Raw genomic sequence first — 24,495 nt, 5'->3', positions numbered from 1 at the left:
ATCACATCCTGAACAGGCCGAATTTCGTCGGCTCGATCGGCGCATTCGACGCCGCCGAGAGGCCAAGGCCGAGCACGAGGCGCGTGTCGGCCGGGTCGATCACGCCGTCGTCCCACAGCCGCGCGGTCGCATAATATGGATGCCCCTGGCTCTCATATTGCGCGCGGATCGGCTCGCGGAATGCATCTTCGTCTTCTTTCGACCAGCTATCGCCCTTCGCCTCGATATTGTCGCGCCGGACCTGGCTCAACACCATCGAGGCCTGCTCGCCGCCCATCACCGAGATGCGGGCGTTTGGCCACATCCACAGGAAGCGCGGTGAGTAGGCGCGGCCGCACATGCCATAATTACCGGCGCCGTAGGAGCCGCCGATCACCACAGAGAATTTCGGCACGGAGGCCGTCGCGACCGCCGTTACCAGCTTGGCGCCGTCGCGGGCGATGCCGCCGGCTTCGTATTTCTTTCCGACCATGAAGCCGGTGATGTTCTGCAGGAACACCAGCGGAATGCCGCGCTGACAGCACAGCTCGATGAAATGCGCCCCCTTCAGCGAACTTTCACTGAAGAGAATGCCGTTGTTGGCGATGATGCCGACCGGAAAACCCCAGATGTGGGCGAAGCCGCACACCAGCGTCGTGCCGTAGAGCTTCTTGAACTCGTCGAACTCGGAACCATCAACGACGCGCGCAATGATGTCGCGTACGTCGAACGGCTTGCGCCCATCGACGGGCACCACGCCGTAGATCTCTTCCGCCGCAAACAAGGGATCACGCGGCGGATGCATGTTGAGGTTTGGCCGTACCGATGGCTTCAGCGTACCGACGATGCGGCGGGCGATGCCGATCGCATGCGCGTCGTTCTGGGCGTAATGATCGGTCACCCCCGATTGCCGCGAATGCACGTCGGCGCCACCGAGCTCCTCGGCGGTCACCACCTCGCCCGTCGCCGCCTTCACCAGCGGCGGCCCGCCGAGGAAGATGGTCCCTTGATTGCGCACGATGATGCTCTCGTCCGACATCGCGGGGACATAGGCGCCGCCGGCCGTGCAGGAACCCATCACGATGGCAATCTGCGGGATACCTTGCGACGACATCTGGGCCTGGTTGTAGAAGATGCGGCCGAAATGCCGCTCGTCCGGAAAGATCTCGTCCTGCAGCGGCAGGAAGGCGCCGCCGGAATCGACCATGTAGACGCAGGGAAGATTGTTCTGCCGCGCCACGTCCTGCGCACGCAGATGCTTCTTCACGGTCATGGGATAATAAGTGCCACCCTTGATGGTGGCGTCGTTGGCGACGATCACGCATTCGCGGCCCGAGATGCGCCCGACCCCGGTGACGACGCTCGCCGAATGCACGTCGCCGCCATAGAGGCCATAGGCCGCGAGCGGCGACAGCTCCATGAACGCGGTGCCGGGATCGACCAGCAGGTCGACGCGCTCGCGCGCCAGCATCTTGCCGCGCGAGGTATGGCGGTTGCGCGAGACCTCGCCGCCGCCGCCGGCGACTTGGCTCAGCTTTTCGCGCAAATCCGCGACGAGAGTGCGCATGGCCTCGGAATTGCGGGCAAAGTCCGATGAAGACGTATCGATGCTGGAATGGAGCGGCATGTTGATTCCAATTGCGTGAAGGTTTTAAGCCGTCTCGGCCATCAATTCGCGCCCGATCAGCATGCGCCGGACCTCCGAGGTGCCGGCGCCGATCTCATAGAGCTTGGCATCGCGCCACAGACGTCCGACCGGAAATTCGGATGTGTAGCCGACCCCGCCCAACGCCTGGATCGCCTCGCCCGCCATCCAGGTCGCCTTCTCCGCTGAATAGAGGATCGCAGCGGCGGCGTCCTTGCGCAAGCTGCGCGCGTGATCGGCGCGGTCGCAGGCACGCCCCACCGCATAGACATAGGCGCGCGTAGCCTGCCAGGTCGCGTACATGTCGGCGAGCTTGCCCTGCATGAGCTGGAAGTCGCCGATCGGCTGCCCAAACTGCTTGCGCTCGTGCATGTAGGGCACCACCGCGTCCATGCAGGCCGCCATGATCCCGAGTGGGCCGCCCGAGAGCACCGTGCGCTCATAGTCAAGCCCGGACATCAGCACCTTGACGCCCTCGCCCACCTTGCCAAGCACGTTCTCCTCCGGCACCTCGCATTCGTCGAAGAACAGCGGATACGTGTTGGAGCCGCGCATGCCGAGCTTGTCGAGATGCTGGCCGTGGCTGAAGCCCTTCGTCCCCTTCTCGACCAGGAAGGCGGTCATGCCGCGTGGACCCGCTTCCGGATCGGTCTTGGCATAGACCACCAGCACGTCGGCATCTCCGCCATTGGTGATCCACATCTTCGAGCCGTTGAGCACATAACGGTCGCCGCGCTTGTCGGCGCGCAGCTTCATCGAGACGACGTCTGAGCCGGCGCCGGGCTCGGACATCGCGAGCGCGCCGACATACTCGCCGGAGATCAGCTTTGGCAGATAGCGCTCGCGCTGCGCATCATTGCCGTTGCGGCGGATCTGGTTGACGCAGAGATTTGAGTGGGCGCCGTAGGAGAGCGCGACCGCGGCCGAGCCGCGCGAAATCTCCTCCATCGCGACGATATGGGCGAGATAACCCATGTTGGAGCCGCCATATTGCTCCGGCGCGGTCATGCCGAGCAGGCCGAGGTCGCCGAGGCGCTTCCACAGGTCCGCCGGGAATAGATTGGCTTTCTCGATATCGGCGGCACGCGGGGCGATCTCCGCCTCCACGAAGGCGCGCAGCGTGTCGCGCAGCATGCTGATGTCTTCGCCCAGATCGAAATCGATGCTCGGGATATTCAAGGCGATTCCTCCGTATTTTGGGGACCGAACCTAGCGGCAACGGGGCCCTTCTGCGGTCGAAAAGGTTGCATTTTCCGCCAAACTTGGCGAGGATTTTCCCAGAGGGTTTCCGATGCCTTTTCAAGTCGCAACCGCGATCCCGCGCCGTGCCGTGACCCCTGCCGCCTTCGTCCGCGGCGTCGTTGCCGCTTACGAACGCTACGGCCGCGATCCGACCGAGGCGCTGAGCCGGGGTCAGGTAACGCCAGACCTTGTCAATTCTCCGGATGGGCGGGTCACGGCCGGCCAGTTCGAGGCGCTGGCGGGCCACGCCATGCGCGAACTGGATGACGAGGCGCTCGGCTGGTTCTCGCGGCGGCTGCCCTTCGGCACCTACGGCATGCTGTGCCGCGCCTCAATCACCGCCCCGACGCTGGAGGTCGCGCTCAAGCGCTGGTGTCGGCACCATCGTCTGCTTACAGAAGACGTGCTGCTCGATCTCGAGGTCGGCAAGGAGACCGCGGTCGTGTCCATCCGCGAACTGGCCGACCTCGGACCTTTACGCGAATTCTGCCTGGTCACCCTGCTCCGCTATGTTCTCGGCTTTTCCTGCTGGGCTGTGGATTCCAGGATCGCGCTCCGCACCGCGGAATTTCCACACCCCGAGCCCGGCCACGTCTCGGTCTATCCGACCATCTTTTGCCGAAACATCCGCTTCGATGCGGACCGTGCTTCCATCACCTTCGACAAGCATTATCTGTCGCTGCCGCTCACCCGGAGCGCGGCGGACCTCGACAACATGCTCAAGGGCGCGCTGCGGCTGACAGTGCTACCCTATCGGCGCGACCGGCTGCTGGTCGAGCGCGTTCGCCGCGTGCTCCGCAATGCGCGCGGACGCAGTCTCGGAGCCGAGGATGTCGCGCGCGAGCTGGCACTCTCCACCCGCACCATGCATCGGCGCCTGCGCGATGAAGCGACCTCGCTTCGCGATCTCAAGGAAGAGGCAAAATTCGAGCTTGCCAAGCAGGAGCTGATGCGCGGTCGTAGCCCGATCAAGCGGATCGCGGAGGTCGCCGGCTTCCGCAACGAGAAGAGCTTTTCCCGCGCCTTCCGCACCTGGGCCGGCACCTCACCGCGCGAGTTTCGCGGCAGGTATCGCTGACGCGGGGGCTCTCACGCTGATTCATTTCGAAACCGGTCTCGGTCAGTTCGAGTTTGCCTGCCCACCCGGGCGAAGCTTGGTGCGCGACTGCGTCTGCTTCGGCTGGAAGGCCAGCGCTCACAGTTAGGTGAGTTACTTATCTTTTTATCCGCCTCATCCGAACTTGTATCCGGGTAAGGGAATCACTCCGGCGCCTTCGGATTTTTGGATGTCGTTGCGCGAGCCACGTTTGGGAGCCTTCGCCGCCGAACTATCCTGCCGCCGCGATCTCCTGCAACGGCAGCGGAACGTCCTTTGCCACGCCCAGCACCGGGAAGCTGCGGACGTTCTTCACGTTTGGCATCGCGGCGAAATGCAGGAGCTGCTGGCGCATGCTCTCGACGCTCGGCGCAACGCATTTGAGAAGATAGTCGGTGTCGCCCGAAATCCGCCAGCACTGCTGGATACGGGGGATCGCCGCGACCGAGCTCTCGAACGCCGCCAGCACCGGCTGGGCCTGGCTGCCGAGCTGGATCGAGACGAACGACACCACCTCGTAGCCGAGCAGCCGCTCGTCGATGACGGCGCGCACCGCCCGGATCACGCCGCGGCTGAACAGCGATTTCAGCCGCCTCACGCAGTTGGGCCCGGACACCCCGACGCGCAGCGCCAGCTCGTTGTTGCGAACCCGCCCGTCCTGCTGCAATTCGGAGAGTATTTTCAGATCGACGCCGTCGAGCTGGTCACGCCCCGCCATAGCCCACCTCGTCATGCTCGACTTATGCGAGGCAGCGAAGCACGGAGCGGAATGGCTGCCAAGGGCAGGACTATGGGAAGAATGCGCATGGTTGGCCGAGGTCGTCTCGGCCATTCGCGGGCTTTTGGGCGCAAGCTAAAACGTGGATGCCCGGGACCCGGCTCCGCCAAGGTTTCGCCGGTCATTCAGTGTTGGGACGGCGAAGCTTCAGCGGAGACGGCAAGCCCGGGCATGACGGGAGTCTTGACGCGTGGCCCGCCTTTAATGCGTCCAGGGCTCGCCGCGGCGGAACGAGAAATTGTCGGCATAGGCGACCGGACGGCGCACCGATTCCTTTGGCTCGATCACCTGGTAGGCGATGCCCTTGCGCTCGCAATAGGCGACCGCCTCTTCCTTGCTGTGGAAGTGCAGCGTGATCTGCTGCTTCATGTCGCCGGACGAGGTCCAGCCCATCAGCGGCTCGACCGCGCGCGGCTGCTCGGGCTCGTAGTCCAGCTGCCATTCCTTGGTCTTCGACCGGCCGGATTGCATCGCGTTCTTGGCGGGCTTGAAAATGCGTGCGGTCATGGATCGTCCGGGCCTCTTCTCGTCTTTTCGTTCGATTTCGATGCGTCACGGTAGCAGTTGGTGGAAACCGCGGGCATAGTATAGAGACACCTTTTGGGAACTAATCGGTGATTCCGGCCCCCGGGATGCCTCGCCGACCGGTATAATCACTATGCTGCATCGTGACAATTGCGTACCCGCCTTCCGCGCCGGGATCTCGCCCGGCGGCCCTGCTTCGTTGACGCCCACCTGTCCGTCCCCTCCGAAAGCTCCCGTCGCATGTCCTTCCTGAACATCAACGCCACGCTTCCCGAGAAGGGCCGTGACCTCAGGCTCGACCTGTTTCGCGGCATCGCGAACTGGGCGATCTTCCTCGACCATATCCCCGACAACGTGGTGAACTGGATCACCACCCGCAACTACGGCTTTTCCGACGCCGCCGATCTGTTCGTTTTCATCTCCGGCTACACCGCATCCTTCGTCTATGCCCGGATGATGCTCGAGCGCGGCTTCCTGGTCGGCGCCACGAGGCTGACCAAGCGGGTCTGGCAGCTCTACGTCGCCCACATCATCCTGTTCGTGATCTACATCGCCTCGATCAGCTATCTGGCGCTGCGCTTCGGCGATTCCGAGATGATCAACGAGTTCAACGTCGCGGGCCTGGTCGACAACGCCACCGAGACGCTGCGCCAGGGCCTGTTCCTGCGCTTCAAGCCGCTCAATCTCGACGTGCTGCCACTCTACATCGTGCTGATGGGGCTGTTTCCGCCGGTGCTCTGGTTCATGCTGCGCAAGCCGGACCTGACGATGGCATTGTCCATCGTGCTGTGGCTGACCGCGCGCCATTTCGGCTTGAACCTGAACGCCTATCCGGCCGGACAGTGGTACTTCAACCCGTATTGCTGGCAGGTGCTGTTCGTGTTCGGCGCCTGGTGCGCCATGGGCGGCGCGCGGCGCTCGATGACGTTGATCAACGCGCCGGTCACGCTGTGGCTCTGTCTCGGCTACATGCTGTTCGCGCTGGTCATGACCATGGCCGGCCGCTTCCCGACCCTCGGCGGTATGTTCCCGGAATGGCTGTTCTCGGCGTTCAATCCGAATGACAAGACCAATCTTGCGCCCTACCGCTTCATCCACTTCGTCGTGATCGTGATCCTGGTGATCCGCTTCGTGCCGAAGGACTGGCCGGGCCTGGAATGGAAAGGGTTCGACCCCATCATCGTGTGCGGCCAGCAGTCGCTCGCCGTGTTCTGCGTCGGCGTGTTCCTGTCCTTCGTCGGTCATTTCGAGCTGTCGATGAGCTCGGGCTCGCTGTTCGCGCAGATCTTCGTCAGCGTCGCCGGCATCGCGATCATGACGACGGTGGCCTATTACATCTCCTGGTCGAAGAAGCAGGACAAGCCGCTGAAGCCGCCGCCGCCCAAGCCTGCGGCCGCAAAAGCAGGCTGAGCCGGTTGCCTGGTCCTCCAGGCTCCGTTCAGTCCGCTGGACTGTTTCGGCTTGTCCGGGATCGGATTGACCTGCCTCAACCAGGGCGGCGCCCCGCCGGCCTAATGTCGCCGCGACGCACCCGCCGCAGCGATGTCGGCGCCCTCCCCTCGGACAAGGCCCAAGCACATGCCCACTCATTTTCACGCCGTGGTATGGATCGACCATTCCCAGGCCCGGATCTTCCATCTCGGTCTGAGCGGCTCGGACGAAATCACACTGCATCCGCAGTTGGCGACGCGTCATCTTCATCACAAGGCCAACGCGATTGGCAGCGGCCATGCCGCGCCGGACAAGGCGTTCCTTGCCGACGTGACCAAAGCCCTCGCCGATGCCGGCGAAATCCTGATCATCGGTCCGGCGAGTGGAAAGACGGAGCTTGCCAGCCACATTCGCGCACACGCGCCCGACATCGCCACGCGGATTGCCGCGGTGGAAGCGGCCGATCATCCCTCCGATAACGAAATCGTCGCCTACGCGAAGCGTCACTTCAAATTGCCGCTGCCGCGTGTGCAGACGCCGGGATCGGCCGCGGGCGAGAGGCATTCGGGTTAACGGGCGCGGCCTGCTAGGCCGCCACTTCGCCGTCGTACTCGGTAAACTTCTTGTAGATCCAGTCGCGACCGTCGTGGCGGCGCCAGACCTTGCCGTAAACGAGCTGTCCGTTGATCGAGCGGCGCGGCACGAACACCGTCCAGAGGTGCCAGATCTCGGTCCAGCTCGCCTGCGGACCGATGGTTCGGACGTTGCGATCGAAAGACATGATGCAGAACTCACAAGATACGAGCGCTGCGACGAACTGTGATGTCGTGTGAGCACGATTTCAGGCAGCCCATCGCAAGCCGGACCGATCTGATAACAGGCACGAAGGCCGCCGCAACAACCGCTCGCCCTTAACCTAACCGGTCAACCTTACTTCCTGTGAGCGCGTGGCAAGACCGGTTGAAAGCGGTCGCCGATTTTCCTAGACTGTGTGCGATTTGAGAATGAGCGCGTCGTTTTGAGGACGCGCGGTTATTTCCAGACTGACGCGAATTTTTGAAAACGATTGATGGGCGGGGGCCACTACGATGAATTTGCAATGTGCATGTCTGCGCTTGGCGCTACGATCGACGCCGCCTGCTCTGCCTGCGAAGGCGCCGGAGCAAGAGCCGCGGAAGGTCGCCAACGACAATCAGCTGGCCTGGCCGTTCCTGCCGTTTCCGTTCGGCTGGTACGCGACGAACTGATGGTTGGAAAAGCGTAACGCCGCGCAAGCGGAATATCATCGCTTGGCGGCGTCCGTTAGGCATTGGGCGCTGAAATCCCCCAACACCTATGTGTCTGGGGCGACGCCTAAAGGTTCGACAAAGTTTCAGGAATTCCGCGCCGCCCGATCCGCCCCAATGCCTTGAAAAATCGCGCGGAAGTCGCGTTGCGCAGGGAATGAGCGCCGAGGGTTGGGAAGCTTTGGCAGCTCCAGGCATCGGCACTGAACGCGCCTTGTCGGCTTGGCCGGGATCGCCTGGCGCCTCGTCGAACGGTTGCTGTTCTGAGGCGCGGGTCTGGCCCACCTCGGGACTGGTCGGGGCAGCTGGATTCGAACCAACGACCTGCAGTACCCAAAACTGCCGCGCTACCAGGCTGCGCTATACCCCGAATGTCCGGCGAGCCCCGTCGATACACGCTTCCCAAAGCGCCAGCAAGCCTTCCAAAGGCACCAGCAAGCTTTCCCAAAAGAGCGCCAGGACGGGGGCAATAGCTCCCCTTCCCGCCTACTTGCTGCCGAACAGCGGGTGGCCGACGCGATCGCCGGCGCGGATGCCATATTTTTGTGCCGTGCCTGCCACCACCTCCAGAACAGCCCGTGCGGGCCCCCTGGATGAGATGATCTTTGTCGACATCGGCTCGGTATTTTCGGCGATGCGCAGGATTCGGCCGTCGGCGCGAATGAAGATCATGTCGAGCGAGACGTAGGTGTTCTTCATCCACATCGACACCTCCTGCTCGGGATTGAAGTCGAACAGCATGCCTTTGCCGTCCGCCAGTTCCTTGCGGTACATCAGGCCGGTCTGCTTCTCCTCCTCGGTGGTCGCGATCTCGACCGAGAACACCTGCACGCCGTTTTTGGTGACGATCTCGAGCGGCTGGAAGCTGGCGGCGCGGACCGGCGCGCTCGCGACGGCACAGCCGGCGACGACGAGGATGGCGGCAAGCCAGCCCTTCGCAACGGCGAAGACGGCCTTTCGATCGAAATTCATGGATGGCTCTCGAGGCGTGGGACTGGACCAGTCCTTACGTGGCGGTCGCCGGAAAAGCCAGAGGCGCGCCGGCCAGCCAGCGCGCCTCTGCTCACGATTGCGGGAATTGGATCAGTGGGACGAGACCGGTGATCCCGTCTCGGGATGGATCTCGGCCGCCATCATACCCTTGGAGCCGGGCCCGAAGCGGACCAGGACATACTGACCGGGCCGCAACTCGGTCATGCCGAAGCGGCGCAGCGTCTCCATGTGCACGAAGATGTCGGGGGTGCCCTCGCCGCATGTCAGAAAGCCGAAACCGCGCAGCCGGTTGAACCACTTGACCTGAGCCCGCTCCAGCCCGCTGGTCGCTGTCACCGTGACATGGGTGCGCGGCGGCAGCATCTGCGCCGGATGGATCGCAGTCGACTCGTCCATCGAGACCACGCGGAACGCCTGGTACCCCTTGGCGCGCTGGATGCACTCGACGACGATGCGGGCGCCCTCGTAGGCGGTCTGGAAGCCGTCGCGCCTAAGCACGGTAACGTGCAGGAGCACGTCGGGCCAACCATTGTCGGGAACGATGAAGCCGTAGCCCTTTGAGGCATCGAACCATTTGATGACGCCGTGAACCTCGACGAGGTTGGCGCTGCTCTCACCGAGTCCGGTGAAGGGACTGAGTGCGCTGTCGCGGCCGCCCCCGCCGTGTTCGCCCACCGCGGGAACTCCGACCTTCTTGGACTCAAATCCGTCCGACGACCCCATAACCCCGGACCCCACACATGCCATGCAACCCGCCTGAATGGCGGCGCCGAATCACGCGTCTTTAGAGAATCTTCTCAACTCGACGCGACGCGAATCTTTCGACTCAAAAGATAACACTCCCGGTTGCGAGGCATAGACAAAAAAGAGATTCGCCGGAACCTATGAACAGCTTGCACAGCCGCGAATCAAATTGCTGCCTCAATTACCGACAAAGGGCCCGAGCGTTTCGCCGATGTCGTGGCGGATCACGAGGTCGGCGATGTCGTCCTGGTCGGTAGGCTCGCGATTGACGATCACCAGGCGCGCACCCGATTCCTTCGCCATCATCGGAAAGCCGGCGGCCGGCCATACCACCAGCGAGGAACCGATCGCGATGAAGAGGTCGCAGGCTTGCGACAGCGCGGTCGCGCGCTGCATTTCGTCCTCGGGCATCATCTGGCCGAAGGAGATCGTGGCGGTCTTCACCGGCTCGTCGCACACGGTACAGTTGGGCGCGGCGCCCTCCTCGTCGATGCGGCGCTTCACCCAGTCGAGCGGATAGGCCTGACCGCATCCGATGCAGCGCGCATACGTGGTGTTGCCGTGAAGTTCGATCACGTGATCGCTCGCGACGCCTGAGGCCTGGTGCAGATTGTCGATGTTCTGGGTGATGATCGCGGGAACCTTGCCGGCGCGGTAGAGCGAGGCGAGCGCGCGATGGCCGCGACCGGGCCTCGCCGCCGCAAAGACCTCCTCCATCGCGAAGCGCCGGCGCCAGGATTCGTCGCGCGCCTCCCGGCTGGCGACGAACTCGTCGAATGGGATCGGGCGGTTGCGCGTCCAAATTCCGCCCGGCGAGCGGAAGTCGGGGATGCCGCACTCTGTCGAGATGCCGGCGCCGGTGAACGGCACGATCCGTTTGGCTTCGGCGATCATGTCGCCGAGACGCTCGACGCCGCTGCGAAGATCCGATGCAATCAACGCGGCCTCCCGTTTTGCTTTGCCGATTGGCTTGGCTGATCGGTTTTGCTGATTTGTTTTTGCGCTAGCTGCAACATGTGCAAGCGACAAGATTATTGACGCTGTTATCCACTGCCGCGCAAGACGCGGTCGGCAATTTTTTCCGACCCTCGCTTATCACAATCCTGCAATGCCTCCTCCCCATTGACGCCCCAATCAGAAGCGCCAATGCATGTGTTGATGCGACTCAATGTGATTGCGGCGGCAGTGCTTGGGTTCAGTAGGACACATACTCACGTGCAGAGGGGATTTGAAATGACCGAGGACGAACAGCGTAAAATCCGCGAACGCGAAGAGATCGCCGCCCGTGTCGCCGCCTTCCGTGCCACCCAGGAAAAATTCAAACGCGAGCGTGACGAGTATTTCGTGTCGACGCTCGACAACGCGCGCAAGGTGGAACGGCCCTCGCTCTGGCCGTAACGACACCAGATCACCAGGCATGAAAAGAGCCCGGAGCGTTGCTCCGGGCTCTTTCGTTTGTTCAGCCGTTACCAGTGACGGTAATAATGGTGGCGGCGGTAGTACGGTCCATCGCCGTAATAGGCGTACGGACCAGGGCCGTAAGCGTAGGCCGGGCGGCCATAGTAGCCATACCCCGGGCCGTAGCCGTAGCCATAAGGATGGGATGCGGCGACAGCGCCCGCGGTGATGGCGCCGGCCGCAAGGCCGAATGCGAGGCCCGGACCGATGCCGCGGCCGCGCGCCTCAGCGGGCGCAGGCGCCGCGACCGCAGTCACGCCGACGGCCGCAACGGTAGCCAGAACTGCCAGTGTCTTCCTGATCATAAATGTCCTCCTTCGTATCTCGCACAGACAACGCCGGCGCGTTGCGATGGTTGCGCGCAAGCCTGTGGAACCGAGCTCGGAATAAATCCGGCCACGCATGGAACAGGCGCGCGTTCCGCGAATTGTTTGTTCAAGTGCGGAAGCCTCCGCCGTCGGGTTGAGGCAACAGCACGAAGACCCCGTCAGCATCGCCAATGCTGGCGGGGTTTTCAGTTTTACGACAGCAAATTGGCAACGCACCACCATTGCTGCCAGCGGGGAGCGTCTAGGAGGATGAAGTGCCGATATCCAAATTGCTGGCCCGTATCCGCAGGCTCGTTCCCAGATCCGGCGATCAGCATTACGACGAGATCGTCCGCAGTTTCGGTGTCGGCACGCTGCGCCCGCCGCCGACGCCGATGAGCGACGGCGAACTGGCGCGGGCCATTGCGGAGTTCCTCAAGGAACAGCCGTCGAGCGAGTCCGTAGGCGCCCTCGGCCGGCGGCTCGACCCCACCACCCCGCTTTGAGGTGCCGTTGTTCTTGTCCGGGAACATGCGCTTCGCGCGCACGTTGGCGTAGCCTTCAAGGAGAAAAGAGGCCGACATGCCCGTTTGGCTCGAAGTCCTGCTCAACCTGTCCGGCTATGCCGGCTTCGTGGCGCTCGCCTCACACGGCACCGCGTGCCCGGGGAATTCCGCCGACCATCAGATCTCCGGCGACGACCGCTAATTCGCGTGCGGCGCCTGGCCGGCCGTGCGCATCAGCCGGTCGGCCTTGACCGCGACACGCGTGTCCTCGAGCTGCGGCCGCAGCGAGATACTGATCATTACGAATGCCAGACAAAAGAGCGTGCCGACGATGGCGACGCGCCGGTAGGTCTGGCGGTCGCCCTGATAAAAACTCGGTTCTGAAAAAGGTGTCATGAATTCGTTCTTGGCAAAATTGCTTGTTGGTCAAAGTCGCTTGTTGGCAAAGTCGGATCGCGTCTTCGCCAGACACCTATCCCAAGCAGCGGCAAGCGCAACGCGATTGCGCTTTTAACCTAACCGAATAGGGTTATCGGCTTCGCGGCAAGCTTCCGTTAGGAGTTGGCGAAGCGTCTCCAGAACTCGGCGAGCCGCTTCAAGCTCGAAGCCGAAGCTTCTGGCGATCCGCCGTCCGGCTTTGTTCCAGCTTCACCTGCCTTTCGTTCTCGAAGAACGAATCGGAATCGCAGAAATCGGCGCGAAGCAAGTCTTAACACTTCGTTTGTGCGCAAACGATCGCATCATCGCCAACGATCGCGCGCTCACATCGCGTCTTCGGATTTCCATCGCGGTGGCACCTGCGGCACCGACGGCCTGCCTTTGCGCAAGCGCGGGTGCCGGTCGTACCAAAACACTTTTGCGATCTCGGCAAACATCTCGAGCAACCAGCACGCATCCATGTCGCGTCTCCCTCGCCTCATCTCGTAGCGAGGACACGCGGACGGGACTGTGCGAAGCATCACGCCGGCTTGGTCAGGAAGGGCGCGTCCCGCATCGACACAGAAGCCACGGCTTGTTCTGCATCCGACTCCATTTCGTTCGCAAGGAACGAATCGGAGTCGAGAAATCAGCACAAAACGATTCCTAACGATCGGTGAAGGCCGGCGCGATTGCCTGTTATCATCCACGTAGTGCGACGCTCATCACGCCGCTTGCTTCACCGTCTCCTTCCCCGACAGGTCCTTCTCCGAAAAGCATTCGAGGATCTGGATGCGGAGTTCTTCCGCGGCCGGACCTTCGAGCTTCCTGAGTTGATTCCAGAGCCTGATCACTTCGCGTTGTTTCTCGACAGTCATGGGCACCTCCAACCAAATGGTCGCCGCCAAAGAGATGCTTCACTAGAACAAATGAAGAACACAAAGTCCAGCCCCTCCTCGCGAAATTCGCCGGGCAGATCGCCTTGAGCCTTCCGCGCGCCGGCGCGGTTGCTTTTTGGGTTTTCAACCTTAAGTTCGAGAACGCGGCGGGCGGCGCGGCGCTGAAATCCCATCGCAGCCAGCTAAGAAGGCCCCGTGCGAAAGCGCGGGGTTTTTCTTTTGGGGAACGCGCCACCGCCCTCCCCGTTAGTCATTCCGGAGCGAGGGACCGTGACCAGAAAATACTACGCCGTCGAAGTGGTGCGTCAGATCGAGGAGACTGTGGAGATCATGGTCGAAGCGCCGGATCAGACCGCCGCACATGATGCAGCGCTCGCGCATCTGAAGGCGCGCGGCTCCGAATATCAGTGGCTCAATCCCAAATGCGATCTCGTCGTCTGGCGCGAGCGCCAGGTCGATACGCCGGCGATCATCGACGTGTCCGTGTCGCCGGACTAGCGGCCGGAACGAATTTTCCCGGCCTGCGTTGTCAGGTCGAATTCAGTGGTGCTGGCGGCATGTCGCGACGCGGCCGACCAGCTTGAAGAGCCCCGGTCCCCAAGCCCGGGGTTTTTCTTTGAGAGCGGTGGCCCGAACATCAAAGCAGCCACCCGGGGTGTTACGCCGGGTGGCTGCTTTGAGAACTGTCGACGCTCGCCTCTGTCCGCCTGTTAGACCAGCAAAGTCAGACCGGCAGATTGTCGGTCATCCCGGGTGGGACTTCGCCTTGCTTGGTCCGCTCGGCGAGAAGCTCCTTTTCGGCCTCGTACCAGAAGGTGTCCATCGTGCCCGCGGGCTCGCCGGCCTCCTTCCAGAGGTGATAAGCCCGATTTCGAATCTCTTCTTCGCTGAGACCAGTCATGTGATTTCTCCCTTTCGGAAGCAAAGCCTGACGACGCCCTAGAGTTCCCTAAGAGAGTTCCTTATTGGTTCAGCACAAGCAAGCAGTCATTGCAGCACTCCGCGGCAGCACTCCGCAAAAAGGAGAGTCCACAACGAAAACGCGAGTCCTTGGCGAGCCCTTAGACGGAGTCCTTGGCCACCTTCAGAGGAGAGGCCTTCACCGACTTGCTCGCCGGCTTCGCGGCGAACTGCATCGGCTCCTTGGTGAAGGGATTGACGCCCATGCGGGCTTCGGTCGCCGGCTTGTCCACCACCGACATCTTCACGAAGCCGGGAATGACGAATTCGCCGGACTCGTTGAGCTCTTTGTAGCCAACCGTCGCCATATACTCGATGACCGACTTCACGTCGTTCTTCGACAGCTGCGTGCCCTCGGCAATTGCATCGATCAACTGAGTCTTGGTCATCTTCGCCATGTCTGAATTTCCTTCTGTGCGCGCGAGCAGGCTTTGCTCAGGACGCGGTCCGACCGCGCAACGCGCTTCTGATTCATGCCAACTTTCATGAAGTGACGGGGCTTAGAACCCATCGACGGCCAAAACGCAAGCAGGGGGTTCTGCGGAGGGCCGCACGCCCCGGCAAAGATGCCGCAGCTTGCGCCGTTTTCGCGTTGAACCATTTTCTCCCGGAGGCGTCTAACTCTTTGAAGTCCCCAAACTTCACCCCATCAGAGAGCCCCGCTTCCCCCAGGCGGGGCTTTCGCGTTTGCCGGGAGCCCTGCCGCGCATTGCCGATCCGGCTGGGCCCCGAGGTCTGCGCCGGGGCCACGCGGGTGACCGTCACAAGGCAGGTTCTCTTTTCCGGCCATCTCCTGCATAATGCAGCATGGCAAAAACAAAAGTGACCTTCAAAACCGTCCGCATTGCAGACAACGACTGGAAAATCCTGGCGGATTACCCGGACAGCGAACAGCGCGAGATCAAGGGCTTCACCAGCAAGGCAGACGCCGACGACTGGATCAACGGCGACCGCAAGATCGCGTGGCTCCGCTCCCAGGGATATGCCAAGTAAAACGCGCATAAGTCACGCGCGCATTGTGTGACCGCCCAAATGGGTACGAGGCGCGCTTAGTCCTTCCCCGCTCCAGATGCTCTTCCCGTGCCGGCGTTTGTCGAGCAGGCGGCAACGCCCGCTCGTCTTATCGGCCTCGCGAGGGACGCCTGGTCGAGAAACCTGTGATCGGGCATGCGCCGTTGAGACTTCGGTAACCTAACGCCTCCAAGCTCCTGTCAGTATCGTTGCGTTGGAGTACCCCACAGTGCTGGATTTTAACGAGCTGCGTGAACTCGCAGCCGATGTTCGCGTGTTTGTCGAAATTGCCGAAGACAAGGCCGAGGCGCTTCGGGCCGTCATCACGGCCTATGACGTGGTGCTCGCGATCTTCCCGTCCGGAGAGGGCATGGGCCTCCACGTCATCAAGGGCGGCGAGATCCTGGACCAGATTGCAAAATCACGAACCCATGCGAGCTACAGCCACACGGCGATCGCGGTTCCTGACCTGGAGCATGCGGAAGTGCTCAAGCACCTAACGGGCCCGGCCGACCAGCGCATTGCGGCTTAGAGCGTTTTCAGCGAAGTCGATACCGGTTCGCGCGAAGAAAACGCGTCATAACAATCTGGAGCGGTTCTGATTCCATCAGAACCGAAAGTACCCTCGTTGCAGACGAGATTTTTTGCACTCCGGAACGCCCTGTTTTAGGAACACGGCTTCCGCGCTCCCGTTGGCCCACACAACCAACCAGGAGTTTGAGATGAAGAAGCTCGTCGTTGCGACCGCCGCCCTCGGCCTCATGTGCGGCGCTGCCTTTGCGCAGAACCAGACCGGCCCTGCCCCACAGTCCGACAACATGCAGAAGCCCGGCATGACCAACACGGACAAGGGCACGATGACCAAGGGCACGACCGGCATGAGCCATGACGGCATGAGCAAGGGCGGAATGGTGAAGCCCGACGCCTCCGGCCAGGGCGGCTCCGGCCCCGGCAGCGACCAGGGCGGCACTAGGACCCGCAGCAACATGAAGTAAGCCGGTTTCCTGTACGGCTCGCTTCCCGGCCGCGCCGCTTCCACAAGCGGCGCGGCCATTTCATGATGCGGGTCTTTTTGGAACCTGTCGCATTGCACTCCTCACAATCCCGCGCGTGCCGGAACGGTCAGGTCTCGCCGCGAGTTGCCCCATCTCCAGCAAGGAGATCGTCATGAGCGTTGAAGGTAAAGTGAAGGAAGGCGCCGGGTTCATCAAAGAAGAGATGAACGAACACGGCAAATCCCCCGAGAGCCAGAAGAAGGCTCAGGAAGGTCGCGACTTGCGCAACGAAGGCCGGATCGAAGACGGCAAGCCGCCGAAGACGACGAAGCCCGGCACCGGTCACTAATCGCGTTTCGAAAACGCCGCTTGGCGAAAGCCGCCTCTGGTCATGTCAGGGGCGGTTTTTCACGTTCATGATCGGAGGATACGTGCGCGCCTGCGTCGAGCCCTCAGGATGAGGCCAGTTTTGCGGGCGAGATATCAGACCCTCATGGTGAGGAGCCCGCTAAAGCGGGCGTCTCGAACCATGCAGCGCCGTGGCTGGTAGAACGCTGCGGCTGTTGTATGGTCGCACGTTTCTTGTGAGGGGCTGATGAAGATTGCCATTGTTATCGCCGGGTTGATCGTTGTTGCTGCTGCCGTTCTCGTGGCGGTACAGCCCGGCTTTCTGAAGCCTGCGTCTCTGGCACTCGTGCAGAAGTCCGATATCCTCGGCTTTTCGCCCGGCATGACATTCGACGAGACCAACAAGCTCATCACGCAACGGCGCTACCGCTGCCGTCAGCTTCGCGATTCTTACGTCCTTGAATGCGTAGTCGACGGCGCCAAGGTCACGATCTTTGCCGACGACGTTGACCCCAAGAATCCGGACCCCAAACATTCCATCTGGCGCGTCAATGCGGAGGTGAGCAATCCGGGTCCCCAGGACGCAGTTTCCAAAGACGCTGCAGTCAAATCGATATCCGACCAGTTCAACGCCCAGCCAACCCGGGACGCCCGGGAGGGATGGACATGGACCGTCGGCCGTGGGCTGAAGCTGAGCTACGACGGCGCCGCCTTGAAGCTCGTGGACGAAGCCGAGGAAATCAGGCGTGGCAAGCAGGAAGCAAAGCGCTAGCGAGCCCTCCTGTGGCCGTGCCTTTGATGTAGGGCACAGCAATCAATCCGCCTCAGATGCATGTCTCATCGCCGGCGCATCCAACAGTTATTCTATCGCATCCGCGCAACCGTTCCTTGATAGGTTTCCCGCCCAGACTGTACTCACTTGGAATGAACGTGGCGGGGTTTGGTGCGGATCTTAAGGCATCGATGCTGGCGAAGAGCACCGCGATCACGCAGCCAACGGCGCGTCACCGTTATTCCCGTCGGATGGGCGAACATCCGGCATCACGGTCATTGCCGGATCACTCCGGTAGGCCGCGGATTGCCAGCTTGGCGATCGTAAGAACGACGAAGGCGACTGCCCCGTAAACGATGGCATTCACGGCCCAGGTGATGGCGACGCCCAGGAAAACGGAACTGCCGACAGCTCCCCAGAAAAGGTAAGCCGCAGATATGCCCGGCATCTCCCATGCCATCACAGCGATGGAGTAGTCGGTGAGCTGCTCCATGACGAGCAGCACCGTCGAGACGAGCGCCCCGATTGCCAGTGCGATGACGAGAACGGATTTCATTGTCTTCAAAGGCCCAACAGCCCCATCAGTATCGGAATCATAAAAAAGGCTGCCAGGCCGAGGAGACCTCCTACGGCAACCTTCACCCAACGCTGTTGGATCTTCGGCTCGAGCCATGTCGCCAGTTTCACCCAGAGCGCATACGCCCATCCAGCAACAATCGAGCGGATCAGTGCAAACAGAAGCTCGCCTAGAATATTGGCCATGGCGGTTAGTCGCGTCATCTCCGCGAGGAGTTCATCCGCGAACGGCTAAACAACCCTGTCCACCCGGGGGTGAGTGGCCAATTCTGCGGTTTGCATCACCGTTCGGAGCGCCCGGTAGCGCTGTGGGGCGCTTCGCGTGGAGGGGCTCGTTGTCTAACGCTTGGTCTTCTGCGCACTCCCGCTCTTGCACATAGCAAGGCTATTCCAGCGGCGCGCAGAGGCATCGGCCCCGTCACCGTTGAAACCGCCCTTCGCTTCCTCGGCTTTGCAGCAAGCTTGCGAGAAGCTAGCCTGCAGGCAGAGCGTCATGCTGCCCGCAGCCTTTGCCGTGTCCGGAGCCGCACAGCACGGCGCGGCCAGTGAAGCAAGTGCCGTTCTGAAACGCATCAACATCTCCCCGGAGCTTGCAATGGCGTCCCCCCTTCGGTCGACCGGCATGACGCCCGAGCTCCAACGTTCTGAAGACTCTCCAATGATCGATTATCTGGAAAGTTGAGCGTCCTAACAACAGCGGCCTCGGACGAACTGGCGCGCGGCCCATGTGACTCTGCAATTGCGGTGACGGTGTGGTCCAGCCCGTCACCGAGATCATCGTGTTTCACTTGAGGCGCAGTCCAGCACGGCCATCACAATTCATGCCCTTAATTCGCGCTCGGCGCGGCATCGTGACTGCTGACATCAGGGTGGCAGCAGCGGTGTGCGACGAGCCCCGCGATGCCGCTCAAATCTGCGGCCAACAAAGGACATGCCATGAAGTTCGCCTCCACTCGCCTGATCGCCACCGACATCAAAACCATGGTTTCGTTCTACGAAATGGTCACCGGATGTTCCGCCGAATGGCTCGCGCCGGTGTTCGCCAAGATCGTGACGTCGGGCGCCAACCTGGCCATAGGCGCTGCTGAGACGGTCGCGCTCTGGAAAGAAAACAGTGCCGAGCCCGGCGCAAACCGCACCGCCGTGATCGAGTTTCAGGTTGAAGACATCGATGCGGATTATGAGCGCCTGAAGGACAAGGTCACGCTGGTGCACGAGCTGAAGACGATGCCATGGGGCAACAAGACGTTCCAGTTTCGCGACCCCGAAGGCACCGCAGTATCGCTCTTCATGCCGCCGATCGAGCAGGCCGGAAAGCGCCTCGCGGCGGGATAGGCCACGGCAGCAGACCGCCCGCCCAGATCACCAATCGCGCGTGTGCGGCACTGGATTTGCGGTGAACCTGCATTGAGTTCGCGGGCTGAATTACTCCATCAGCCGGCTTCGCCCTCACGCACACGTGCGCCCACCCTCTGCCCCTCCTCCCAATTTCCTGCTATCTCCTACCCCCGCCGTCCCGGCCCAAATCAAAACCCCATCCGTTCAAGGGAGCAACAACCATGCGATACCTCCACACGATGCTGCGCGTGCGCAATCTCGATGTCGCGCTGAAGTTTTACCAGGATGCGCTGGGGCTGAAGGAGGTGCGGCGCATCGAGAACGACAAGGGGCGTTTCACGCTGGTGTTCCTGTGCTCGTCGGACGACCTCGAGGCGCTCAAGAAGCAGCCGCAGACGCGCGGCGCGCCGCTGGTCGAGCTCACCTGGAATTGGGACGAGGAAAAATATGGCGAGGACCGCTTCTTCGGCCATCTCGCCTATGAGGTCGACGATATCTACGCCACCTGCGAGAAGCTGATGAAGGCCGGCGTCACCATCAACCGTCCGCCGCGCGACGGCAACATGGCCTTCGTTCGCTCGCCGGATCTGCACTCGATCGAGATCTTGCAGAAGGGCGAGCCGAAGCCGCCGCAGGAGCCGTGGTCGTCGATGCCCAACATCGGCCATTGGTAGAGCCTTTTTGCGGGAACCAGCCCCTGTCCCACGCGTTCTTTCTTCGACAATGCAATTGGAGGAGAACGCGATGGGACGCGGAATTTTGTTGTGGATGTTGGGTGTGCCGATCCCGGTGATCATTCTGCTGTGGCTGTTCTTCGGCCGCTGATCGCCTGACCAGCTTGACCTTGCAATGAAAGCTCCGCCTCGGGCGGGGCTTTTTGCATGCCGACCTTTTTGCATGAGAGGATCGGTGCAATCGCGCGTCGCTTGCCGCAGTGAATTCCGCTATCACCCGGGCTTGCAGCCTGCATGGAGCGCACGCGTCATCCGAGACTGACGCTGCCGAAGCACCCCGGATTGCGCTTCGCTCCATCCGGGCTACAAGTTAAAAAACGCCTGGGGAGGATGACGTGCCGGACCAAAAGCTGACGATCTGGGGCCGCGCCAATTCGGTCAACGTGCAGAAAGTGCTGTGGTGCCTTGCCGAGCTTGGCCTGGCTTACGAGCGCATCGACGCCGGGATGGCGTTTGGCAAGACCCGCGAGGCCGACTATCTCGCGATGAACCCCAATGCGCGAATCCCGACGCTGGTCGAGGGCGACTTCACGCTGTGGGAATCCAATTCAATCATGCGCTATCTCTGCCTCGCGCACGGGCGCGGCACGCAAATCTATCCCGAGGCGCCGAAGCTCCGCGCTAGCGTCGACCGCTGGCTCGACTGGACGCTGTCGATGGTGCAGCCGGTCGACCGCCCGGTGTTCTGGGGCCTCGTGCGCACGCCGCCCGCCGAGCGCGACATGATCCAGCTGCAGAAGGATGCCGATGCCGCCGCCGAGGTCTGGGCCATCGCCGACCGCCTGCTCTCCACGCGCCCGTACATGGACGGCGATGCGTTCACCCTCGCCGACATCGCGATCGGCGCCTATGCGCGGCGCTGGCTCGGCGTCGAGGGCATCGCCCGGCCCGCGCAGCCGCATTTGACGCGCTGGCTCGCCGAGCTCGGCAAACGGCCCGGTTTTGCGCAATTTGTGGCGCCGCCGATGTCGTGAGCGGTGACGCGGCTTAAAGTCCGTTGAGAGCACGATGAATCGGCATTCTCGCGCGCGCCGCCGGGAGGTGGCGGCTACTGTGCATGGGGTTGTTTTCGCGTTTTTTGTTAAGGCCAGCCGCGCTCGAACAAAAGCACGCAGACGACGAGCACGAGGGTGACGGCCGCGGTGGCGAGCCGCGCGGTCCAGCTCAGGCCGCGGCCGACCCACCACAGCAGCGCGCAATACATCACGAACGGGACAATGATCTCGGGCCGCATGATGTCCGGCGGCATCGACGTCAGCGCCCGACCGCGGTCTCGACGCTGATCGAACCGCCGATCTTGACGCAGGTGCCGGTGCTCTCGACCATATGGAAGCCGCGGCCATAGGCGGCGCAGGAGCCCGCTTTCGCGCTTCCGCCGGCCCCCTTCAGCGGCAAGGCTTTGCCAGCCTGTGGGCGCTCCGCAGGCGGCAGACGCAAGGCTTCTGCCGCGGCCGCGGACATGGTCAGTAACGAGATCAGGATAAGGAGCGGCGCACGCATGCGGGCCGTTCTAGCCCGGACAGGCGCCGCGCGCCATCGGGGGTCGCTTGGCCCCGGTTCAGATGAACTTGATGCCGGCCGATTTGCCGCGGCGCCACACCACCTGGCAGCTCCGCCCGGTCCGCGCATCGCGCGCGAACGCCATCCGGATCACGCCCGGGAGCTGGCTCGCATCCTCGTCCAGTGTGATCTTGGCGCCCGTGGCGGAGATGTCCTGGACCAGGCATTGCCGTGCCGCGAATCCGCCCTCGAGCGTGATCCAGGCATGCTGCGACAGCGACTTGCGGGCTGCGCGCTTCTTGGGCGGTGGCATCTGCTCAAATTCTCCCAGTCCAGCGCTAGCCCAGGGAACCTAAGAAACCGTTGAATTCGCCCCGACTGATCCTGGGGTGGGATGCTATCCACCGGTGTCAAAAGACCGTTCCCGAACGGCTTGCCCAGGGCGCCAAAGGCCATTATAGGTTCGCCCGCTGCAGCCGCCGGGCATGACTCGGGCGGCCAGCGGCCGTGCCGCGATAAGCGGCGGGGCCCTGGGTTTGCTCCCTTCGTCTATCGGTTAGGACGCCACCCTTTCACGGTGGAGAGAGCGGTTCGATTCCGCTAGGGAGCGCCACAACCGGCTCTCAAATCCCCCTAATTTAGCCTCATAGCTGAAATCATTGGCGCTCTCGTGATTTTTGTGCAACAAAACGTCTTACGAAACGTCCAGCGCAGGGCCGGGAAAATGATCGATCCGCAGTATCTAACCAAGCGCCATGGCGTCTGGCATTTCCTGCGCCGGGTGCCGGTCGAGTACGAGCAACTGGACCGGCGCGGCAACGTCAAACTCTCGACCAAGATCAAGGTCGCCACCGACCGCACGGGGACAAAGGCCAGCAGGGTCGTGGCCCGAATGAACGAGACCCTGGAGGCTTACTGGCGCGGTCTTGCCGATCGGGAGACTGCCGAGGCCAAGCAGACCTATCTCGACGCGGTGAAGCTCGCCCGATCCTTGGGGCTGGATTACCAGACACCATCGGTCGCCAGCTCGGCGCCCCTGGATGAGGTTCTGAGGCGCATCGAGACGCTGATCGTGGGCAACGCCATCAACGATCCCGCCCTGCGCAAGGCCGTCCTCGGCGGCATCGAGAAGCCGTCGATCATGCTCTCGCAGCTCTTCGACGAGTACGAGATCACCCAGAAGGTCGCGTTGTCGAAGATGTCGCCCGATCAGGTCCGGAAGTGGAAGGCTGCGAAAAAGCGCGCGGTCGAAATCCTGATCGAGCAGCGCGGCGACAAGGCCCTGCATCAGCTCACCCGCGACGACGCGCTGGCATTCGCCGACTGGTGGGAGGAGCGCGTCATCAGCGAGGGCATCGGCGCCGGCACCGCGAACAAGAACATCAGCCATATCGGCGGCATGATCCGCGCCGTCAGCAAGCGCCTGAAGCTCGGGCTCGAGGACGTGTTCGCGGCGACCCGCATCGAGGGCGCTCGCGACGGCCAGCGCGCGCCCTTCCCTATCGACTTCATCCGCAATGTCATCCTCGCGCCCGGCAACCTTGATGACCTGAACGATGATGCGCGCGATGTCGTCTATGCCGTGATGGAGACCGGCGCGCGGCCGAGCGAGATCGTCAACCTGACCGCCTCGCGGATCATGCTCGACGCCGAGGTCCCGTTCATCCGCATCAAGGCCGAGGGCCGCGTCCTCAAGACCGAGCACAGCGAGCGCGACATTCCGCTGGTCGGTTACGCGTTGGAGGCCATGAAGCGGCATCCTCAGGGCTTCGCGCGCTACTTCGACAAGGGGTCGTCGCTGTCGGCGACGCTGATGAAGCACTTCGACAAGCACAAGCTGCTGCCGACCGAGAAGCACAAAATCTATTCATTCCGCCACAGCTTCAAGGACCGCCTGAAAGCCGTCGAGGCGCCGGAGGAGCTGATTGACGAGATGATGGGCCACCGCACCGACAAGCCGAAATATGGCGACGGCTACGGACTCGGACTGAAGCTGAAATACCTGAACGCCATCGCCTTCAAGACGAAGACGGCTCCTGCAACAACAGTTGCCGCTGCGGCGGCTTGATCTCTTCGAGGACGCGCTTTGCGCGGGCCATGACGTCGTCGGAAGCGCGCATTGCGGCGATCTCCTTCTCCAGACGGACGAAGTACGGAGCATAGACCGGCCCGTCGAGAGTCATTGCGTAGGCGATGGCGGCTTGTGCTCGCAGCAGGCGCTCCAGGGTAATCGGGACAGGACGCATACTCCCGCAACAAGTTAGAGACGCGACCACGGCAGCCGCGACGAAAGCATACCGCTGCGGCCCATCCCGGCGCAATTGGCTGAGGCCTTGAGGCTGTCAAGACAGGGTCAAAGGTCGCGCAAAAGCGTAAAACCCCCTTACAAAATAGGGTTTCCGGAACTTGCACGCGCGACGGCTCGCTTGACGAACCAGGAAATCGGCATAGGTTGACGATCAAACGTGAGCCGGTCTCACAGATAATCATGCAATCGCGGAAGCACTGCCGATCGTCCTTCACCGGGACGATCCCGCCGCTATTGATGGAGATCGCGCGAGATGGGCCGCCCGTCAATCCCCAAAGATCAGGTTCTCGACCATCCGATCCGGCTTGCCGTTCTGGCCGAACTCATTCGCGCCGATGGCCATATGCGTGCCGAAACCATGCGGGCCAGGCTCGGCATCACCGGCCGTGAGAGCCTGCATCTGCATGCGCGGATTTTGAAGCGCGCCGGGCTGATCGAGACCCGCAACATCGGGCGCGGGCACACCCGGTACAAGTTGCTCATCATCACGCACACCGGGCGCGCCGCCCTTGCCGGCGATGTCGTCACCAATCCCGTGACCCAGATGATGGAGGCAACCCCGTGAAACGAAACGCGCCGCCGAGGGGCAACTCGGCAGCGCGGGATCATTCGTCAGCTCTCGCAAGTGTTGATGATGTAACGCCCG

Annotated in this window: 36 protein-coding genes and 2 tRNA genes; 19 read left to right on the top strand and 19 right to left on the bottom strand. The window is 62.3% G+C overall.

Annotation, left to right across the window (positions count from 1 at the left end):
- Window position 1: 1 nt before the first annotated feature.
- Both BRA471DRAFT_RS19125 and BRA471DRAFT_RS19120 read right to left on the bottom strand, forming a co-directional pair.
- Window positions 2-1,606 (bottom strand): carboxyl transferase domain-containing protein, encoded by a 1,605-nt coding sequence (locus BRA471DRAFT_RS19125; protein WP_007610170.1) that lies wholly within the window; start codon window positions 1,604-1,606, stop codon window positions 2-4.
- 24 nt (window positions 1,607-1,630) lie between these two features.
- Window positions 1,631-2,803: an isovaleryl-CoA dehydrogenase gene (locus BRA471DRAFT_RS19120; RefSeq protein ID WP_007610169.1), complete on the bottom strand. Its 1,173-nt coding sequence runs from the start codon at window positions 2,801-2,803 to the stop codon at window positions 1,631-1,633.
- A gap of 112 nt (window positions 2,804-2,915) precedes the next feature.
- On the opposite strand from BRA471DRAFT_RS19120, the gene BRA471DRAFT_RS19115 reads away from it, so the two are divergent.
- Window positions 2,916-3,944 carry an AraC family transcriptional regulator gene (locus BRA471DRAFT_RS19115; protein WP_007610168.1) on the top strand — a complete coding sequence of 343 codons (1,029 nt, stop codon included), beginning with the start codon at window positions 2,916-2,918 and terminating at the stop codon, window positions 3,942-3,944.
- Between the two features lie 250 nt (window positions 3,945-4,194).
- Here the strand turns inward: BRA471DRAFT_RS19115 and BRA471DRAFT_RS19110 are convergent, their stop codons facing one another.
- Together BRA471DRAFT_RS19110 and BRA471DRAFT_RS19105 are read right to left on the bottom strand one after the other, a co-directional pair.
- Entirely contained in the window at window positions 4,195-4,680 is a 486-nt protein-coding gene (locus BRA471DRAFT_RS19110) for an Lrp/AsnC family transcriptional regulator (protein WP_007610167.1), read from the bottom strand.
- 261 nt (window positions 4,681-4,941) lie between these two features.
- Window positions 4,942-5,247, bottom strand: a complete 306-nt coding sequence (locus BRA471DRAFT_RS19105; protein WP_007591346.1) for an ETC complex I subunit — start codon at window positions 5,245-5,247, stop codon at window positions 4,942-4,944.
- 258 nt (window positions 5,248-5,505) lie between these two features.
- On the opposite strand from BRA471DRAFT_RS19105, the gene BRA471DRAFT_RS19100 reads away from it, so the two are divergent.
- Window positions 5,506-6,675, top strand: a complete 1,170-nt coding sequence (locus BRA471DRAFT_RS19100; RefSeq protein WP_007610166.1) for an OpgC domain-containing protein — start codon at window positions 5,506-5,508, stop codon at window positions 6,673-6,675.
- Window positions 6,676-6,843: 168 nt separating this feature from the next.
- The gene (locus BRA471DRAFT_RS19095; RefSeq protein ID WP_007610165.1) at window positions 6,844-7,269 is read left to right on the top strand and encodes a hypothetical protein; all 426 of its coding nucleotides are present in this window, start codon (window positions 6,844-6,846) and stop codon (window positions 7,267-7,269) included.
- Window positions 7,270-7,282: 13 nt separating this feature from the next.
- On the opposite strand, the gene BRA471DRAFT_RS19090 is transcribed toward BRA471DRAFT_RS19095, so the two are convergent.
- From BRA471DRAFT_RS19090 to BRA471DRAFT_RS19070, 5 genes are all read right to left on the bottom strand, one after another.
- The gene (locus tag BRA471DRAFT_RS19090; RefSeq protein WP_007610164.1) at window positions 7,283-7,477 is read right to left on the bottom strand and encodes a hypothetical protein; all 195 of its coding nucleotides are present in this window, start codon (window positions 7,475-7,477) and stop codon (window positions 7,283-7,285) included.
- Between the two features lie 798 nt (window positions 7,478-8,275).
- A tRNA-Pro gene (locus tag BRA471DRAFT_RS19085) sits at window positions 8,276-8,352 on the bottom strand.
- 116 nt (window positions 8,353-8,468) lie between these two features.
- On the bottom strand, window positions 8,469-8,954 hold the full coding sequence (locus BRA471DRAFT_RS19080; protein WP_007610156.1) for a DUF192 domain-containing protein: 486 nt from the start codon (window positions 8,952-8,954) through the stop codon (window positions 8,469-8,471).
- A 111-nt stretch (window positions 8,955-9,065) separates the two neighbouring features.
- Window positions 9,066-9,698 carry a cold-shock protein gene (locus tag BRA471DRAFT_RS19075; RefSeq protein ID WP_018457757.1) on the bottom strand — a complete coding sequence of 211 codons (633 nt, stop codon included), beginning with the start codon at window positions 9,696-9,698 and terminating at the stop codon, window positions 9,066-9,068.
- 198 nt (window positions 9,699-9,896) lie between these two features.
- Entirely contained in the window at window positions 9,897-10,658 is a 762-nt protein-coding gene (locus BRA471DRAFT_RS19070; protein ID WP_007610154.1) for an NAD-dependent protein deacetylase, read from the bottom strand.
- A gap of 294 nt (window positions 10,659-10,952) precedes the next feature.
- Between BRA471DRAFT_RS19070 and BRA471DRAFT_RS38950 the strand changes: the two genes are divergently transcribed.
- Window positions 10,953-11,117, top strand: coding sequence for a hypothetical protein (locus BRA471DRAFT_RS38950; protein WP_007610153.1), 165 nt, complete (start codon window positions 10,953-10,955; stop codon window positions 11,115-11,117).
- 68 nt (window positions 11,118-11,185) lie between these two features.
- Here the strand turns inward: BRA471DRAFT_RS38950 and BRA471DRAFT_RS19065 are convergent, their stop codons facing one another.
- Entirely contained in the window at window positions 11,186-11,482 is a 297-nt protein-coding gene (locus BRA471DRAFT_RS19065) for a hypothetical protein (RefSeq protein WP_007610152.1), read from the bottom strand.
- Between the two features lie 278 nt (window positions 11,483-11,760).
- Between BRA471DRAFT_RS19065 and BRA471DRAFT_RS36955 the strand changes: the two genes are divergently transcribed.
- Window positions 11,761-11,991 carry a hypothetical protein gene (locus BRA471DRAFT_RS36955; protein WP_007610151.1) on the top strand — a complete coding sequence of 77 codons (231 nt, stop codon included), beginning with the start codon at window positions 11,761-11,763 and terminating at the stop codon, window positions 11,989-11,991.
- A gap of 76 nt (window positions 11,992-12,067) precedes the next feature.
- Window positions 12,068-12,193, top strand: a complete 126-nt coding sequence (locus tag BRA471DRAFT_RS40005) for a hypothetical protein (RefSeq protein ID WP_007610149.1) — start codon at window positions 12,068-12,070, stop codon at window positions 12,191-12,193.
- Here BRA471DRAFT_RS40005 and BRA471DRAFT_RS19055 read toward each other — a convergent pair.
- The gene (locus BRA471DRAFT_RS19055) at window positions 12,190-12,387 is read right to left on the bottom strand and encodes a hypothetical protein (RefSeq protein WP_007610147.1); all 198 of its coding nucleotides are present in this window, start codon (window positions 12,385-12,387) and stop codon (window positions 12,190-12,192) included. The genes BRA471DRAFT_RS40005 and BRA471DRAFT_RS19055 overlap by 4 nt on opposite strands.
- A 746-nt stretch (window positions 12,388-13,133) precedes the next feature.
- Window positions 13,134-13,286, bottom strand: a complete 153-nt coding sequence (locus BRA471DRAFT_RS38945; RefSeq protein ID WP_007610141.1) for a hypothetical protein — start codon at window positions 13,284-13,286, stop codon at window positions 13,134-13,136.
- A 291-nt stretch (window positions 13,287-13,577) separates the two neighbouring features.
- Here BRA471DRAFT_RS38945 and BRA471DRAFT_RS19045 point away from each other — a divergent pair, with 291 nt between their 5' ends.
- The gene (locus BRA471DRAFT_RS19045) at window positions 13,578-13,805 is read left to right on the top strand and encodes a hypothetical protein (protein ID WP_007610136.1); all 228 of its coding nucleotides are present in this window, start codon (window positions 13,578-13,580) and stop codon (window positions 13,803-13,805) included.
- A 226-nt stretch (window positions 13,806-14,031) separates the two neighbouring features.
- Here the strand turns inward: BRA471DRAFT_RS19045 and BRA471DRAFT_RS36950 are convergent, their stop codons facing one another.
- Both BRA471DRAFT_RS36950 and BRA471DRAFT_RS19040 read right to left on the bottom strand, forming a co-directional pair.
- On the bottom strand, window positions 14,032-14,208 hold the full coding sequence (locus BRA471DRAFT_RS36950; RefSeq protein ID WP_007610132.1) for a DUF2934 domain-containing protein: 177 nt from the start codon (window positions 14,206-14,208) through the stop codon (window positions 14,032-14,034).
- Between the two features lie 160 nt (window positions 14,209-14,368).
- A complete protein-coding gene (locus tag BRA471DRAFT_RS19040) occupies window positions 14,369-14,665 on the bottom strand; it encodes an HU family DNA-binding protein (RefSeq protein WP_007610130.1) in 297 nt (98 codons plus the stop codon).
- A 424-nt stretch (window positions 14,666-15,089) separates the two neighbouring features.
- Between BRA471DRAFT_RS19040 and BRA471DRAFT_RS19035 the strand changes: the two genes are divergently transcribed.
- The 5 genes from BRA471DRAFT_RS19035 (at window position 15,090) to BRA471DRAFT_RS19020 (ending at window position 17,393) form a co-directional block, all read left to right on the top strand.
- The gene (locus BRA471DRAFT_RS19035; protein ID WP_231170940.1) at window positions 15,090-15,260 is read left to right on the top strand and encodes a hypothetical protein; all 171 of its coding nucleotides are present in this window, start codon (window positions 15,090-15,092) and stop codon (window positions 15,258-15,260) included.
- A gap of 247 nt (window positions 15,261-15,507) precedes the next feature.
- Window positions 15,508-15,810, top strand: a complete 303-nt coding sequence (locus BRA471DRAFT_RS19030; RefSeq protein ID WP_007610128.1) for a hypothetical protein — start codon at window positions 15,508-15,510, stop codon at window positions 15,808-15,810.
- Window positions 15,811-16,000: 190 nt separating this feature from the next.
- Window positions 16,001-16,273: a hypothetical protein gene (locus BRA471DRAFT_RS19025; RefSeq protein ID WP_007610125.1), complete on the top strand. Its 273-nt coding sequence runs from the start codon at window positions 16,001-16,003 to the stop codon at window positions 16,271-16,273.
- 172 nt (window positions 16,274-16,445) lie between these two features.
- A complete protein-coding gene (locus BRA471DRAFT_RS38940; protein WP_007610124.1) occupies window positions 16,446-16,622 on the top strand; it encodes a hypothetical protein in 177 nt (58 codons plus the stop codon).
- 246 nt (window positions 16,623-16,868) lie between these two features.
- Window positions 16,869-17,393 (top strand): hypothetical protein, encoded by a 525-nt coding sequence (locus BRA471DRAFT_RS19020; RefSeq protein WP_007610123.1) that lies wholly within the window; start codon window positions 16,869-16,871, stop codon window positions 17,391-17,393.
- A 286-nt stretch (window positions 17,394-17,679) separates the two neighbouring features.
- On the opposite strand, the gene BRA471DRAFT_RS19015 is transcribed toward BRA471DRAFT_RS19020, so the two are convergent.
- Together BRA471DRAFT_RS19015 and BRA471DRAFT_RS19010 are read right to left on the bottom strand one after the other, a co-directional pair.
- Window positions 17,680-17,949: a hypothetical protein gene (locus tag BRA471DRAFT_RS19015; protein WP_007610122.1), complete on the bottom strand. Its 270-nt coding sequence runs from the start codon at window positions 17,947-17,949 to the stop codon at window positions 17,680-17,682.
- Between the two features lie 5 nt (window positions 17,950-17,954).
- Complete coding sequence (locus BRA471DRAFT_RS19010; RefSeq protein WP_007610121.1) at window positions 17,955-18,155, bottom strand: hypothetical protein; 201 nt, start codon at window positions 18,153-18,155, stop codon at window positions 17,955-17,957.
- A gap of 307 nt (window positions 18,156-18,462) precedes the next feature.
- Here BRA471DRAFT_RS19010 and BRA471DRAFT_RS38370 point away from each other — a divergent pair, with 307 nt between their 5' ends.
- The 4 genes from BRA471DRAFT_RS38370 (at window position 18,463) to BRA471DRAFT_RS18990 (ending at window position 21,015) form a co-directional block, all read left to right on the top strand.
- Window positions 18,463-18,651 (top strand): hypothetical protein, encoded by a 189-nt coding sequence (locus tag BRA471DRAFT_RS38370; RefSeq protein WP_156526919.1) that lies wholly within the window; start codon window positions 18,463-18,465, stop codon window positions 18,649-18,651.
- 254 nt (window positions 18,652-18,905) lie between these two features.
- Window positions 18,906-19,304 carry a VOC family protein gene (locus BRA471DRAFT_RS19000; RefSeq protein ID WP_007610117.1) on the top strand — a complete coding sequence of 133 codons (399 nt, stop codon included), beginning with the start codon at window positions 18,906-18,908 and terminating at the stop codon, window positions 19,302-19,304.
- 224 nt (window positions 19,305-19,528) lie between these two features.
- Complete coding sequence (locus BRA471DRAFT_RS18995; protein WP_007610115.1) at window positions 19,529-19,981, top strand: VOC family protein; 453 nt, start codon at window positions 19,529-19,531, stop codon at window positions 19,979-19,981.
- Window positions 19,982-20,376: 395 nt separating this feature from the next.
- Window positions 20,377-21,015, top strand: coding sequence for a glutathione S-transferase family protein (locus tag BRA471DRAFT_RS18990; RefSeq protein WP_007610112.1), 639 nt, complete (start codon window positions 20,377-20,379; stop codon window positions 21,013-21,015).
- 107 nt (window positions 21,016-21,122) lie between these two features.
- Here the strand turns inward: BRA471DRAFT_RS18990 and BRA471DRAFT_RS37505 are convergent, their stop codons facing one another.
- The 3 genes from BRA471DRAFT_RS37505 to BRA471DRAFT_RS18980 are packed head-to-tail and all read right to left on the bottom strand — an operon-like array spanning window position 21,123 to window position 21,854.
- Complete coding sequence (locus tag BRA471DRAFT_RS37505; RefSeq protein WP_088931070.1) at window positions 21,123-21,290, bottom strand: hypothetical protein; 168 nt, start codon at window positions 21,288-21,290, stop codon at window positions 21,123-21,125.
- Between the two features lie 5 nt (window positions 21,291-21,295).
- Window positions 21,296-21,541, bottom strand: coding sequence for a hypothetical protein (locus BRA471DRAFT_RS18985; protein WP_007610108.1), 246 nt, complete (start codon window positions 21,539-21,541; stop codon window positions 21,296-21,298).
- 58 nt (window positions 21,542-21,599) lie between these two features.
- Complete coding sequence (locus BRA471DRAFT_RS18980; protein WP_007610106.1) at window positions 21,600-21,854, bottom strand: PilZ domain-containing protein; 255 nt, start codon at window positions 21,852-21,854, stop codon at window positions 21,600-21,602.
- 225 nt (window positions 21,855-22,079) lie between these two features.
- On the opposite strand from BRA471DRAFT_RS18980, the gene BRA471DRAFT_RS18975 reads away from it, so the two are divergent.
- The 3 genes from BRA471DRAFT_RS18975 (at window position 22,080) to BRA471DRAFT_RS18960 (ending at window position 24,414) form a co-directional block, all read left to right on the top strand.
- Window positions 22,080-22,154, top strand: a tRNA-Glu gene (locus BRA471DRAFT_RS18975).
- A 111-nt stretch (window positions 22,155-22,265) separates the two neighbouring features.
- On the top strand, window positions 22,266-23,609 hold the full coding sequence (locus BRA471DRAFT_RS18970) for a tyrosine-type recombinase/integrase (protein WP_007610104.1): 1,344 nt from the start codon (window positions 22,266-22,268) through the stop codon (window positions 23,607-23,609).
- A 493-nt stretch (window positions 23,610-24,102) separates the two neighbouring features.
- Entirely contained in the window at window positions 24,103-24,414 is a 312-nt protein-coding gene (locus BRA471DRAFT_RS18960) for a helix-turn-helix domain-containing protein (protein ID WP_035974095.1), read from the top strand.
- Window positions 24,415-24,495 lie beyond the last annotated feature (81 nt).

This window comes from Bradyrhizobium sp. WSM471 (assembly GCF_000244915.1).
Lineage (GTDB): Bacteria > Pseudomonadota > Alphaproteobacteria > Rhizobiales > Xanthobacteraceae > Bradyrhizobium.
This window is presented reverse-complemented; position numbering and strand designations above follow the sequence as displayed.

Excerpts from the sequence above, each read along its gene's own strand:
- BRA471DRAFT_RS19100 (WP_007610166.1), top strand. The coding sequence starts at position 5,506 with ATGTCCTTCCTGAACATCAACGCCACGCTTCCCGAGAAGGGCCGTGAC.
- BRA471DRAFT_RS38940 (WP_007610124.1), top strand. The coding sequence starts at position 16,446 with ATGAGCGTTGAAGGTAAAGTGAAGGAAGGCGCCGGGTTCATCAAAGAA.
- BRA471DRAFT_RS19110 (WP_007610167.1), bottom strand. The coding sequence starts at position 4,680 with ATGGCGGGGCGTGACCAGCTCGACGGCGTCGATCTGAAAATACTCTCC.
- BRA471DRAFT_RS18985 (WP_007610108.1), bottom strand. The coding sequence starts at position 21,541 with ATGCGTGCGCCGCTCCTTATCCTGATCTCGTTACTGACCATGTCCGCG.
- BRA471DRAFT_RS19015 (WP_007610122.1), bottom strand. The coding sequence starts at position 17,949 with ATGAAATCCGTTCTCGTCATCGCACTGGCAATCGGGGCGCTCGTCTCG.
- BRA471DRAFT_RS19125 (WP_007610170.1), bottom strand. The coding sequence starts at position 1,606 with ATGCCGCTCCATTCCAGCATCGATACGTCTTCATCGGACTTTGCCCGC.
- BRA471DRAFT_RS19095 (WP_007610165.1), top strand. The coding sequence starts at position 6,844 with ATGCCCACTCATTTTCACGCCGTGGTATGGATCGACCATTCCCAGGCC.
- BRA471DRAFT_RS38370 (WP_156526919.1), top strand. The coding sequence starts at position 18,463 with ATGCTGCCCGCAGCCTTTGCCGTGTCCGGAGCCGCACAGCACGGCGCG.
- BRA471DRAFT_RS19080 (WP_007610156.1), bottom strand. The coding sequence starts at position 8,954 with ATGAATTTCGATCGAAAGGCCGTCTTCGCCGTTGCGAAGGGCTGGCTT.
- BRA471DRAFT_RS19065 (WP_007610152.1), bottom strand. The coding sequence starts at position 11,482 with ATGATCAGGAAGACACTGGCAGTTCTGGCTACCGTTGCGGCCGTCGGC.
- BRA471DRAFT_RS18980 (WP_007610106.1), bottom strand. The coding sequence starts at position 21,854 with ATGCCACCGCCCAAGAAGCGCGCAGCCCGCAAGTCGCTGTCGCAGCAT.
- BRA471DRAFT_RS18960 (WP_035974095.1), top strand. The coding sequence starts at position 24,103 with ATGGGCCGCCCGTCAATCCCCAAAGATCAGGTTCTCGACCATCCGATC.
- BRA471DRAFT_RS19090 (WP_007610164.1), bottom strand. The coding sequence starts at position 7,477 with ATGTCTTTCGATCGCAACGTCCGAACCATCGGTCCGCAGGCGAGCTGG.
- BRA471DRAFT_RS19010 (WP_007610121.1), bottom strand. The coding sequence starts at position 18,155 with ATGGCCAATATTCTAGGCGAGCTTCTGTTTGCACTGATCCGCTCGATT.
- BRA471DRAFT_RS19040 (WP_007610130.1), bottom strand. The coding sequence starts at position 14,665 with ATGGCGAAGATGACCAAGACTCAGTTGATCGATGCAATTGCCGAGGGC.
- BRA471DRAFT_RS18995 (WP_007610115.1), top strand. The coding sequence starts at position 19,529 with ATGCGATACCTCCACACGATGCTGCGCGTGCGCAATCTCGATGTCGCG.
- BRA471DRAFT_RS40005 (WP_007610149.1), top strand. The coding sequence starts at position 12,068 with ATGCCCGTTTGGCTCGAAGTCCTGCTCAACCTGTCCGGCTATGCCGGC.
- BRA471DRAFT_RS36950 (WP_007610132.1), bottom strand. The coding sequence starts at position 14,208 with ATGACTGGTCTCAGCGAAGAAGAGATTCGAAATCGGGCTTATCACCTC.
- BRA471DRAFT_RS19020 (WP_007610123.1), top strand. The coding sequence starts at position 16,869 with ATGAAGATTGCCATTGTTATCGCCGGGTTGATCGTTGTTGCTGCTGCC.
- BRA471DRAFT_RS19115 (WP_007610168.1), top strand. The coding sequence starts at position 2,916 with ATGCCTTTTCAAGTCGCAACCGCGATCCCGCGCCGTGCCGTGACCCCT.
- BRA471DRAFT_RS18970 (WP_007610104.1), top strand. The coding sequence starts at position 22,266 with ATGATCGATCCGCAGTATCTAACCAAGCGCCATGGCGTCTGGCATTTC.
- BRA471DRAFT_RS38945 (WP_007610141.1), bottom strand. The coding sequence starts at position 13,286 with ATGACTGTCGAGAAACAACGCGAAGTGATCAGGCTCTGGAATCAACTC.
- BRA471DRAFT_RS19075 (WP_018457757.1), bottom strand. The coding sequence starts at position 9,698 with ATGGGGTCGTCGGACGGATTTGAGTCCAAGAAGGTCGGAGTTCCCGCG.
- BRA471DRAFT_RS19000 (WP_007610117.1), top strand. The coding sequence starts at position 18,906 with ATGAAGTTCGCCTCCACTCGCCTGATCGCCACCGACATCAAAACCATG.
- BRA471DRAFT_RS19025 (WP_007610125.1), top strand. The coding sequence starts at position 16,001 with ATGAAGAAGCTCGTCGTTGCGACCGCCGCCCTCGGCCTCATGTGCGGC.
- BRA471DRAFT_RS38950 (WP_007610153.1), top strand. The coding sequence starts at position 10,953 with ATGACCGAGGACGAACAGCGTAAAATCCGCGAACGCGAAGAGATCGCC.
- BRA471DRAFT_RS19055 (WP_007610147.1), bottom strand. The coding sequence starts at position 12,387 with ATGACACCTTTTTCAGAACCGAGTTTTTATCAGGGCGACCGCCAGACC.
- BRA471DRAFT_RS37505 (WP_088931070.1), bottom strand. The coding sequence starts at position 21,290 with ATGCCGCCGGACATCATGCGGCCCGAGATCATTGTCCCGTTCGTGATG.
- BRA471DRAFT_RS19105 (WP_007591346.1), bottom strand. The coding sequence starts at position 5,247 with ATGACCGCACGCATTTTCAAGCCCGCCAAGAACGCGATGCAATCCGGC.